General features: G+C 37.5%; 9 protein-coding genes. All 9 read left to right on the top strand.

The annotated features are described in order from the left end of the window. Positions 1-545: 545 nt before the first annotated feature. The 9 genes from BS1321_RS01340 (at position 546) to BS1321_RS01300 (ending at position 12,291) form a co-directional block, all read left to right on the top strand. The gene (locus BS1321_RS01340; RefSeq protein ID WP_063233440.1) at positions 546-1,541 is read left to right on the top strand and encodes a thiamine pyrophosphate-dependent dehydrogenase E1 component subunit alpha; all 996 of its coding nucleotides are present in this window, start codon (positions 546-548) and stop codon (positions 1,539-1,541) included. A 12-nt stretch (positions 1,542-1,553) separates the two neighbouring features. Next, complete coding sequence (locus BS1321_RS01335) at positions 1,554-2,537, top strand: alpha-ketoacid dehydrogenase subunit beta (RefSeq protein WP_063233441.1); 984 nt, start codon at positions 1,554-1,556, stop codon at positions 2,535-2,537. 279 nt (positions 2,538-2,816) lie between these two features. After that, the gene (locus BS1321_RS01330) at positions 2,817-4,184 is read left to right on the top strand and encodes a sigma-54 interaction domain-containing protein (protein ID WP_063233442.1); all 1,368 of its coding nucleotides are present in this window, start codon (positions 2,817-2,819) and stop codon (positions 4,182-4,184) included. 447 nt (positions 4,185-4,631) lie between these two features. Further along, the gene (locus BS1321_RS01325) at positions 4,632-6,185 is read left to right on the top strand and encodes an acyl-CoA synthetase (RefSeq protein ID WP_063233443.1); all 1,554 of its coding nucleotides are present in this window, start codon (positions 4,632-4,634) and stop codon (positions 6,183-6,185) included. Positions 6,186-6,371: 186 nt separating this feature from the next. Beyond that, complete coding sequence (locus BS1321_RS01320) at positions 6,372-7,166, top strand: enoyl-CoA hydratase/isomerase family protein (RefSeq protein ID WP_063233444.1); 795 nt, start codon at positions 6,372-6,374, stop codon at positions 7,164-7,166. A 257-nt stretch (positions 7,167-7,423) separates the two neighbouring features. After that, positions 7,424-8,890, top strand: coding sequence for a GntP family permease (locus tag BS1321_RS01315; RefSeq protein ID WP_063233445.1), 1,467 nt, complete (start codon positions 7,424-7,426; stop codon positions 8,888-8,890). A 188-nt stretch (positions 8,891-9,078) separates the two neighbouring features. Beyond that, complete coding sequence (locus BS1321_RS01310; RefSeq protein WP_063233446.1) at positions 9,079-9,534, top strand: MaoC/PaaZ C-terminal domain-containing protein; 456 nt, start codon at positions 9,079-9,081, stop codon at positions 9,532-9,534. Positions 9,535-9,902: 368 nt separating this feature from the next. Beyond that, the gene (locus tag BS1321_RS01305; protein ID WP_063233447.1) at positions 9,903-10,826 is read left to right on the top strand and encodes a DMT family transporter; all 924 of its coding nucleotides are present in this window, start codon (positions 9,903-9,905) and stop codon (positions 10,824-10,826) included. Between the two features lie 487 nt (positions 10,827-11,313). Beyond that, complete coding sequence (locus BS1321_RS01300) at positions 11,314-12,291, top strand: ring-cleaving dioxygenase (RefSeq protein ID WP_063233448.1); 978 nt, start codon at positions 11,314-11,316, stop codon at positions 12,289-12,291.

Genomic DNA, 12,291 nt, shown 5'->3' with positions numbered 1-12,291 from the left:
ATCACCATTCTTTCTGTTTTGAACTGTTCCATTTAGAACATTTAATTTTATGAATTACTTTAATTTACAGCTATTCTTCCTCTTAGTCAACAAATAAATAACTTCAATACCCCGGTGTTTATCTAGTCTTTGGTGAGTATATGGAATTGAGTTTTAAAGTCAGGTCAGGCCAAAACTGTTAAACCCATTGGTTTTTTTGTTAAAGAAAGGTTTTCGCGTGAAAACAACCATACAAAGTGAAATTAACTTGAAAATGTGAGATGAAAAGTGGTAGGATAATATTGCATTGAGTTAGTACCAGGTAATAATACTAGATGATAACGCATTTGAGGATGTACGGGTGTTAAATGACAAGCGTGTATTACATAAAAGAGCTTTTTCTTCCTTAGATACATAACAATATTTAAGTCTGCTAGACAAACAGCTAAAAAGAAAGATTAGTAAATAAGTGATACTGATACCCATTTTTAAATTGGGTGCCAGCATGAGGAAAATATCCTGGTTCAACAGGGAAAAGTTTTAATTATTAGGAGGGATGATGACATATGGTTGAAAACCGTCATCTACAGGCAGGTCTTAGTGATGAACAGGTGCTTGAGATGTATAGAATTATGTTGTTGGCAAGACGAGTGGATGAACGGATGTGGCTGTTGAACAGATCTGGAAAAATTCCATTTGTCGTTTCTTGTCAAGGGCAAGAAGCAGCTCAAGTGGGTGCAGCGTTTGCGTTGAATCGTGAAAAGGATTATGTCCTTCCCTATTATCGGGATCTCGGAGTGGTGCTCGCGTTTGGGATGACCGCCAGAGATTTAATGTTATCCAGTTTTGCCAAGGCAGAAGATCCAAATTCAGGCGGGCGTCAAATGCCTGGGCATTTTGGGCAAAAAAAGAATCGCATCGTGACGGGATCTTCGCCAGTAACCACTCAAGTGCCACATGCAGTGGGGATTGCACTCGCTGCAAAAATGGAAGGAAAAGATATTGTTTCATTCGTTACATTCGGTGAGGGTTCATCAAACCAAGGTGATTTCCATGAAGGAGCAAATTTCGCAGGTGTACATAAACTTCCGGTTATCTTGATGTGCGAGAATAATCAGTATGCCATTTCCGTACCGATTGAAAAGCAATTGGCTTGCGAGAAAGTTTCGGACCGGGCTATTGGTTACGGCATGCCAGGGGTGACGGTTGATGGAAATGATCCGATTGAAGTATATCGGGTGGTGAAAGAAGCTGCTGAGAGAGGAAGGCGCGGTGAAGGCCCAAGCTTAATCGAAACGGTTTCATACAGGCTTACACCACACTCAAGCGATGATGATGATAGTCAATACAGGTCGCCTGATGAAGTATCGGAGGCAAAAAAAATAGATTCGATCATTACTTTTGGTGCCTATTTAAAAGCAACAGGAATCATGGATGATCAAATGGAAAAACAATTGAACGAGGAAATAATGGAAGTTGTGAACGAAGCGACGGATTATGCGGAAAATGCTCCATTTGCGAATGAAGACACGCTCTCAAAATACGTTTACGCAGAAAGGTAAGGAGGAAAGAAGATGGCAGTGATATCTTATATAGATGCCGTGATAATGGCGATGCGGGAAGAAATGGAACGTGATTCCCGAGTATTTGTCTTAGGTGAGGACGTAGGGGTAAAAGGCGGCGTTTTTAAAGCGACTTCAGGCTTATACGAACAATTCGGGGAACAGCGTGTCATTGATACTCCACTTGCTGAATCCGCAATCGCAGGAGTTGGCATCGGCGCGGCCATGTATGGAATGAGGCCGATTGCGGAAATGCAATTCGCTGATTTTATCATGCCTGCAATCAACCAAATCATTTCAGAAGCTGCAAAAATTCGTTATCGCTCCAATAATGACTGGCATTGCCCGATCGTCATCAGAGCTCCATACGGTGGGGGTGTACATGGGGCGTTATACCATTCACAATCAGTTGAAGCCATTTTTGCCAATCAACCGGGACTTAAAATTGTCATGCCCTCTACACCTTATGACGTGAAAGGGTTATTGAAAGCAGCCATTCGTGATGAAGACCCGGTCCTTTTCTTTGAACATAAACGTGCCTATCGCCTTATTAAAGAAGAAGTGCCGAATGACGATTATGTTTTACCCATTGGTAAAGCGGATGTAAAACGTGAAGGCGAGGACGTTACAGTGATTACTTACGGCCTTTGTGTTCATTTTGCGCTTCAGGCAGCTGAAAGGCTGGCCAGTGATGGCATATCTGTTCATATACTTGATTTACGAACCGTTTATCCATTAGATCAAGAAGCCATTATGGAAGCTGCATCTAAAACAGGAAAAGTCCTATTGATTACTGAAGATAATAAGGAAGGGAGCATCATAAGTGAAGTATCGGCGATCATTGCAGAAAACTGCCTCTTTGATCTCGATGCCCCAATCATGAGACTTGCGGGTCCGGATGTTCCAGCAATGCCATATTCACCATCATTAGAGAAATCCTTCATGGTGAATCCTGAAAAAGTGGAAAAGGCACTGCGGGACCTGGCTGCCTATTAGATGATTGGCATGGAGGAACGAACCTTGCGCATCCGTTTAAATTGTTGTTTATAATGGGATTGATCTTAAAAATGAACTTAAGTCTAGCAACTATAAAAAAGGTTGCCAGGCTTTTTTTTTGCGCTGAATAAATCACTATAGTGAAAAAATAATTCGTTGGATTACGCTAGAGAGGAAATATAAAACTCAGTGATTTTTGGGGAATTTTCACTTCGTAAATATATATTGAATAAAATGCGTGGTATTATATGGTAAAGCATTCTAGGTAAAGGAGAACTAATGATGAATACTGGACAATTATCCAATAATAAACTATTAGATATGGTGTTTGAAAGTACATATTATGGAATTGTAATTGTCGATAGTCACGCAAAAATTCAATATATTAGCAATAAATATTGTGAATTTTTAAATGTTGAACGCAGTACAGTGATTGGTGAACATGTGACGAATATAATTGAAAATACAAGGCTACACCTAGTCGTGCAAATAGGTAAATCGGAAATCGCTGATATACATTTTCTTCGTGGTGATTTTGTTATCGCTAATCGCATTCCTATTATCGAAAATAAGGAAATAATTGGTGCGATTGGGACAATAATGTTTCGTGATCTTGATGACTGGAACAAAATGAATAGTCACATTAAGGAGATACTGACAAAACATAATTTTCACAAAAATGAAAGAGATGTTACAAATGGAGTAAAGTATTCCTTACACAATTTAATTGGAAATTCACAAGAAATACAACAGTTAAAAGAACGTGTGAAAAGGGTTGCTAGAGGTGATATCTCTGTACTAATTAGAGGAGAAAGCGGTACAGGCAAGGAAATAATAGCACATAGCATTCATCAGTTAAGTGGGAGAAGTGACAAACCACTTGTGAAAATAAATTGTACTTCAATTCCGGAACACTTGTTAGAATCTGAACTTTTCGGTTATGAAGAAGGTGCCTTTACAGGGGCAAACAAGGGAGGTAAAATAGGAAAGTTTCAATTTGCTGATGGTGGGACTGTTTTCCTTGACGAAATTGGTGATATGCCTCAGCAAATGCAAGTCAAGTTATTAAGGGTTCTTCAGGAGAAGGAATTTGAGCCTGTAGGTTCGCTTTATCCAAAAAAACTAAATGTTCGAGTGATTGCTGCAACAAATCGCCCTTTAGAAAAATTGGTTGAAGAAAAGCTATTTCGTGAAGACCTATTTTATAGAATTAATGCTGTCCAATTATTTGTACCTCCTTTAAGAGATAGAATTGAAGATATCCCTTTACTTGTAGATTATTTTTTAAATAAAGTCACATCTCGAATAGGAAAACGAGTAACCTCTGTACATCCTGAGGTGCTTTCATTAATAGAGCAATATAACTGGCCAGGGAATATCAGAGAACTAGAGAATGTGATTGATGCAGGTGTTCACCTATCAAATGACGAAGTAATCGGAAAAGATGCTTTACCTGATTATCTAAAAGGTCATAAGGTTAAAATGAAAGAAGAAAGTTTAAAGGATATTGTGGAGGAAACAGAAAAGAAGGCAATCGAAAAAGCGTTAAGGAGGTTTAAGTTTGATAAAAAACGGGTTGCGGAAACTCTTGGAATAGGGAATTCTACCCTTTACGATAAAATAAAAAAATATCGGATTTCTGACTAATAAAAATAAATCCGGGATTTCAGAATTCATTCCGAAATCCCGGATTTATATTTTAATTTCCGAATTAGTGTAGATAAAGTTCACATTAAAGGAGAAAAAAGGCTATAGAGCAGATTTAATTTTTATTTAAATTATGAAAATGAATGAATAAAAAATCAACTGATCTAACTTAAGTTGATTTTTTTTTGATTATTTTTCTGAAAAATCAGAAAATAAATAATTGAATATTTCTCGATAATTAGAAAAAGTAAGACAGAATAGGGGGTTTAGGTGTTGGAATGAATCTTGCATTCAAATTAGAAGAAAGGAGGAAAGGAATCGATAAAGACGAGTGGTCAATTTAATGGAATTTAAGAGGCAATAGTAAGAATTACTTTGAACATTATTGAATTTAGCGCTTCGATATCTGTAATTTGAATCTGCTTACATTGAAAAGGAGGAATTTCATTGGATGTCGGTTTTATAACAAGAAAAATGGCAAATGATTTAAATAATATAAATCCAAGAAAAATTGCAATAAAAGAAGAAGTAGGAAAGTCAATGACGTACATGGATCTCCACCATATATCAAATGCGTATGCAAACAAGCTTTACGAATTAGGAGTTCGAAAAGGGGATCGTGTCGGTATTTTACTTTACAACTGTCTCGAATATTTTAGTCTATATTTTGCCATTGCGAAAATCGGCGCAATTGCCGTTCGACTTAATTTTAGGCTATCAAGTGCCGAACTTGAGTATGCATTAAATGATTCACAGACAAAAATATTGTGCTTCCATTCGAACTTAGCCAGTCAGCTGGAATCAGTTTGTAATCATGTTTCTGTTGAGCGTTATTTTTGTCTTCCTCATAGAAATGGCTCAATCCCAGGTTGGTCTGAGTCTTGGAGTGTTTTAGAAAGTGGTTCGGTAGATGAGGTCAAAGTCGATAACATTAAATTAAACGATCCGGTCATGCTGATGTACACATCAGGCACAACGGGAAGACCTAAAGGTGCGATTTGGACTCATGATACAACTTTCTGGTTTTCTACGATACAAGCGCTGAAATGGAAATTTACAGGGGGAGAAGTTGCGATGACGACAGGACCACTATACCATGTTGGAGCGATGGAAGATATCGCACTTCCTATTCTTATGATGGGTGGAAGCGTAATAATTACAAAAAGCCAAGAATTCGGGATTGGAAGAATTCTTTCCGTTATTGAACAGGAAAATGTGACCGATGCTTTTTTATTCCCTTTTATGATTTATGAAATGCTAAATTTGCCTGAAATTGAAGAGTATCAGCTAAAATCTTTAAAAACTATTTATACAGGTGGTGACCCGCTAATGCCATGGGCATTAGAACAATTAAAAAAGAGGTTTCCTCAAATTGGAGTTGTTCAAGTTTACGGGTTAACTGAAGGACAACCAATTGCGGCTTCGCTTGAACCACAGGATGCTTTTACAAAAGGCCATACCGTTGGAAAGCCGATGCCACTTACAGAAATTAATATTATCGATGAGGATGGAACGCCCTTGCCTGTTGGTGAAATTGGTGAAATCGCTATTAAAAGTCCCGCGGTTTCTGAGGGTTATTGGAGGAAACCTGATGCCACAATGGAAACATTTGTGAATGGGTGGTGTAAAACAGGAGACATGGGAAAATTCGATCATGATGGGTATCTATCAATTGCAGGCAGAAAAAAGGATATGATTCGAAGTGGTGGTGAAAACATTTACTCAGCGGAAATTGAAGATGTCTTATACCGCCATGAGGAAGTGAAGGAAGTTTCTATAATTGGTATTCCTGATCCGAAATACATTGAGGCTGTATGTGCTGTTATTGTTAAAAAAGAAGGAGCCAAACTTACGGAAGAAGATGTTGTTAATTACTGTAAGGAACATCTTGCTAGCTACAAAAAACCTAGAAAGGTCACATTTGTTGATGAAATTCCACGTACCCCATCCGGTAAGGTTCAAAAGTTTATTCTTCGAAAACAGTTTAGTGGTATGGAATAAATAAGGAATTTTCCAAAGGTTAAAAAGGTACAGTTTTTTTAAATACATTATTTCAATTTGTTTTAAAAGTGCACATAACCACAAAGGATTCTATCAAGATATCTGGGTTTACCCACTGATGGACTTTTCAACAATGCAAGAACATCTGGAGCCCACAAGTACACTAAAGGTTGAGGAGGAAAGCAGATGAAGAATAAAAATCAAGTTGTTTCATGGTCAAAACAGGGTAATATTGCAACGATTATTATTGATAATCCACCTGTTAATGTATTAAGCGCAGATGTTATAGAACAATTGAATCTTGTAGTGGATGAAATTGAAAGCGATTACAATGTTAAGGTCATTATCCTTACAGGTGAAGGCGAAAGAGCTTTTGTTGCTGGTGGAGATATTAAAGAATTTCCAGGATGGGTAGGAAAAGGAGTCGAAGAAGGAAAGGGGAAATCACTTTGGCTTCAGGAACCACTTAATAAAATTGAACGTCTATCTCGACCAACCATTGCTGCAATCAACGGATTAGCATTAGGTGGAGGATGTGAACTTGCCTTAAGTTGTGATATTCGAATTGCAGAGGAACAAATTAGGATTGGGCTTCCTGAAATTAAATTGGGGTTGTTTCCAGGTGCAGGGGGAACTCAAAGACTTCCTAGACTGATAGGTAAAGCAAAAGCAAAAGAAATGATCTTTACTGGTGAGCCACTGAATGCAGAAGAGGCCAAACAAATAGGGCTTGTTAATCATGTTGTCCCAAAGGGGGGATCTTTAGAAAAAGCAATGGAAATTGCAAAATGTATTTGCAATTATTCTTTACAATCTTTAACTTTTGCAAAGCATTCTATTGATTATGGTTATGAACAAGCACTTGAAGATGGACTCGTGATTGAAGCTGAAAATTTTGGTCATGTTTTTCAGACTAAGGACGTTAAGGAAGGCGTTGAAGCATTTATTAATAAAAGAGCTCCGAACTTCGTTGATCAGTAATCCCTCATGACAAAACAAGAGTCAAGTCCAATTTTTGAAAAAAAGAAGATTCTGTTGTAACTAATTTTTGTTAATAAACTAAATAGATAAAGTTATTTTTAAAAAAACAATGGATCTATTCGGGAAATTAATTAGAGTTCTTTTCTATATGTTCACTAGAAAAGTGAACTATGATGCCCAAGAAGTCTTGGGGCAATGCATTCAAACCAGCAACAAATGATAACATATTATATTTTGAGAAAAAGGGGGAAATCAATATGGATGTAATGATTATTATTATTTCACTAGGATTACTTATGTTTCTAGCATATCGAGGATTTTCTGTTATACTTTTTGCACCATTGTGCGCTTTGTTTGCTGTATTTTTAACGGATCCTGGACATGTTTTACCTTTCTTCTCTAATATATTTATGGTTAAGTTGGTTGAATTTGTTAAATTATATTTCCCGGTTTTTCTACTAGGTGCTATTTTTGGGAAATTGGTTGAAATAAGCGGTGTTGCAAAGAGCATAGCTAAAATTATTGTCCGTTTTATCGGGGCTAAACAAGCCATTCTAGCCATTGTGATAATGGGCGCAATCCTGACTTATAGTGGAGTTAGTTTGTTTGTTGCAGTATTTGCTATCTATCCATTTGCTGCTCAGCTGTTTCGCGAAGCTAATATTCCTAAGCGTTTAATTCCTGCGACAATTGCAGTTAGTGCTTTTACCTTTTCCATGGATTCACTACCAGGGTCTCCGCAAATTCAGAATGTCATTCCAACGGGATTCTTTAAAACTGACATCTATGCTGCACCGACATTAGGAATTATTGGGGCAATATTTATCATTACCTTGAGCCTTTTATACTTAAATCATTGTCGACATAAGGCAGCTAGAAAAGGTGAAGGGTATTTTGGAATTGGGGATAAAGCTATTGATAAGGAAGCTGCTGAAGCAGAAATGGCAGCTAGTTCTGCAATATCGGTGGAAACGACTAATAAGTTGGGAATGGATTCTGAAAAAGCTATAAGTAGAAAAGACTGGCTTGCTTTTATTCCGTTGGTGTTAGTTGGAGTGATGAATAAGTTTTTTACTGAGTCTTTTCCTCTTTGGTATTCCAAAGGATTTGATTTTGCTACAATTGGGTTAAAAGATTATGGAAATGTTGATATGTCTAAAGTTATTGGTGTTTGGTCTGTAGAGATGGCTCTTATTCTCGGAATAATAGCAACCGTCTTATTAAACTTAAAAGCTATCAAATTAAATTTCAATTCGAGTATTAATATAGGGATTAGTGGGGCATTGCTTGCAACCATGAATACGGCAACCGAATATGGTTTTGGGGGTGTGATAGCTGCTTTACCAGGCTTTACTGTGATACAAGATTATCTTACTGGAATGTTTTCGAATCCTTTAATTAATGGGGCGATCATGACAAATGTTTTGTGCGGCATTACTGGTTCAGGATCTGGTGGGATGAGCATTACGTTGAGCCTATTGGCGGATACGTATATACAAACAGCTGCTCATTTTGACATTCCGTTGGAAGTTTTACATCGTGTCATTGCTATGTCAGCAGGTGGATTTGATACTTTGCCACATAACGGAGCAATAATTACTCTTCTAGCTGTTACTGGACTCACACATCGCCAGGCATATAAAGACATTTTTGTTATTACCATTATAAAGACACTTGCTGTATTCTTTGTAATTGGTATATTCAGCTTGTTTGCCATCGTTTAAATATTTGCCGGTGAGCATTGGTAATACATTTCGATTTCTAGCTTTAAACGCTATTTACATCGAATAGTACGTCTTCGAAAAACATTTTTTATAGTGTTGATTTTAAAAACTATCACTAAATTATATAGTATTTAATGTCTGAATTTTCCGCCCACTAATTTAAGCCCAAATAAAAGGAGAATGGAATAATGTTTAATAAATATTTCCATCAATATGAAATCGGAGAAACATGGGTGTCTAAAGGACGTACTATAACCGAAGCAGATCTAGTAATGTTTTCTGCATTTAGCGGTGACTGGTTTCCCCTCCATACTGATAAGGAGTATGCAGAAAATACACAATTTAAGCAAAGGATAGCCCACGGAATGCTTATACTTTCGGCTGCAACTGGCTTATTTCAATTTGAACCAGGAATCGTCGTTGCATTTTATGGTTTGGAGAAAGTTCGATTTACAAACCCTACCTTTATTGGGGACACGATACATGTAGAATTAAAGGTGATTGACTTTTTTGAAAAGGGCTATCAAGGTGTTGTAACGGTCATCCAAGAAATAAAAAAACAAAACGGAGAAACTGTAGCCATCGCCAATATGAAAATAATGGTCAATTCTGATGCCGATGTAAAAAATAAAGTAATAACCTGATTTATTAGGCGACAAACCTAAATATTTGAGCAGATAAAACGTACTTATTACTAATATCAAAATCAAATTAGCTTATGGGTATAAGAGGAAATTCGAAGGAAAAGGTATTAGGCGGTAGGCTGAAGAAACGAAATAACAAGCTGCGTTTTTTTACTTCATTTTTCAGAAGAAGGCGAGCCTGCACACTGGCTTGCCTTCTTTAATGAACTCAAGCCTCTTTAGTTTTTTAAGACATCTTTATCTTGCCTTTATAGGGTGTTGTTTTGATTTTGGCAGAAAAAAATTTCAAGTTCATCTTATATAGCACTATTTTATATGAAATCCCTAACAATTTTTGTCATAATAAGAAAGTAGGAAGGGGGAACATCATGCTTCGATTATACGGGGCTTTAATCGGCCTTAGTTTGATATGGGGTTTATCATTTGTTTTTATGAAGTGGATGCTCCCGCCAGCGGGAATTTGGGGCATTGTGTTTCTCCGCTGTTTTGCGGGTGCTGTTGTTCTGCTTCCCATTTTATGGTGGAAGCGCAGGGAAATCAACTGGAAATTACCGTGGAAAGCACTGGTCGTCGTCGGAATCTTCAATTGCGGATTAGCATGGGGATTAATACCTTTAAGTGAAACAGAGATTAACAGCAGCACGGCATCGATTCTAAATGCAACCACTCCCATCTGGACGGGGATCATCGGATTTATCATTTTTTCATATGTTCTAACCGCCCGACAATGGATGGGCATTCTAATTGGTTTTTTCGGAATTCTAGTATTGATGGATTTTCAAATCGGTCAGCTTTTCGGAAAGGAATTCATCGGGATTGGGACAATGCTGCTAGCGTCCATCTGTTATGGTTTTGCAGGTCATTTTACGAAAAGATTTCTTTCCAGTACCAGCATATTGGTCATTACGACGTTTACGCTGCTCACGGGTGCCGTTATCGGTTTGATCGGGATGCTAATAACAGAGCCGATTAAGCCAGAGATGTTGATGGAACCGCTGACGATTTTCGCCATAGTCGGTCTTGGGTGCTTTGGCTCTGGGGTCGGCCAGCTGATCTATTTCTACATCAATAAAAATGGCAGCCCTGAGTTAGCCGCATCGGTTACATACCTTATTCCTGCAACCGCTATGGTTTGGGGCTATGTCCTGCTTGGAGAAGCGATTAATCCTAATGTAATTATTGGCCTGCTGATTATTTTCGCAGGAGTTTATCTTTCTTCTAAGAAGTCAAAAGAAAATGATGGCACAAACTCTTCATCCGGAAAACAAGCGGAATTGCATCACGTAAAATAAGAAACGAAATAGCCCTCACGTAAAGATTTTGTTTTATCCTGGGGGCTTTCGTATTGAAACACAATAATAGTTTTACTTAATTCTGATTCATTTTTGCCAAAGAAGTGATTGATTGTCTTTGCCGCTATTTATAGCTATAGACTTAACCCATATACAGAATGGCATTTGCTTTAGAATGGATTTTCTTTCGAAGAATATTTAGAATCAATTTCTCCTATTATAGAAAGGAAAATTGACACTGGTGTTTTTTTGTCTGAAATTATTTTGATTTTGAGATATATTAATTTGAGATAATGTTGTTGACAGTGAATGGCATTCATGATAAATTATCCTTAAGTAAAGATAATTTAATTCGAGATAATAAAATATATGTAAAACATTAAACGCCTTTAATGAATAGCCTACTTCTTCTTGAAGGAAAATTATAGGGGATTAATGAAAAGCTGAACATCCAAAATTTGAATCGTTTTAATGGGAGGAATAATTTATGAATGGATTAAAAGGTATACACCACGTAACGGCCATAACAAGTAGTGCAGAAAAGAATTATGAATTTTTCACATATATATTAGGCATGCGTTTAGTCAAGAAAACAGTTAACCAAGATGATATCCAAACCTATCACCTGTTTTTTGCCGACGATGTTGGCGGTCCAGGTACTGACATGACATTCTTCGATTTTCCTGGTATTCCTAAAGGAGTGCATGGGACTAATGAGATTTCAAAAACATCTTTCCGTGTACCGAATGATGCGGCATTGGAGTATTGGGTTAAGCGCTTCGACCGTTTAGAAGTAAGGAATACAGGAATCCAAGAACAATTTGGTAAAAAAATCATTTCATTTGTGGATTTTGATGATCAGCAATATCAATTGATCTCAGATGAAAATAATGAAGGAGTTGCAGCTGGGATTCCTTGGCAAAAAGGACCGATTCCTCTGGAATACGCTATTACAGGATTAGGACCAATTTTCATTCGGATCGCCAACTTCGATTACTTTAAAGAAATGATGGAAAAAGTCCTATTATTTAAAGAAATAGACAAGGAAGGATCATTTCACTTATTTGAAGTAGGGGAAGGTGGGAATGGTGCACAAGTGATTGTCGAGCATAATTCGACCCTTCCTCAGGCACGGCAGGGTTTTGGGACTGTTCACCATACAGCCTTCCGTGTTGAAGACCGTTCCGTTCTTGAAGAATGGATCAAACGAATGGAAAGCTTTCAATTTCATACGTCTGGTTATGTTGATCGTCACTTTTTTGAGTCGCTTTACGTGCGAGTGGCGCCGCAAATTTTATTCGAGTTTGCCACAGATGGTCCTGGATTTATGGGGGATGAGCCGTATGAAACGCTTGGGGAAAAGTTATCTTTACCACCGTTCTTAGAACCGAAAAGGGATCAAATCGAAAAGTTGGTACGGCCCATTGATACAGAAAGAAGCACCAAGGAAATCATTAAAGAATAA

The sequence above is a fragment of the Peribacillus simplex NBRC 15720 = DSM 1321 genome (assembly GCF_002243645.1).
Taxonomy (GTDB): domain Bacteria; phylum Bacillota; class Bacilli; order Bacillales; family DSM-1321; genus Peribacillus; species Peribacillus simplex.
This window is presented reverse-complemented; position numbering and strand designations above follow the sequence as displayed.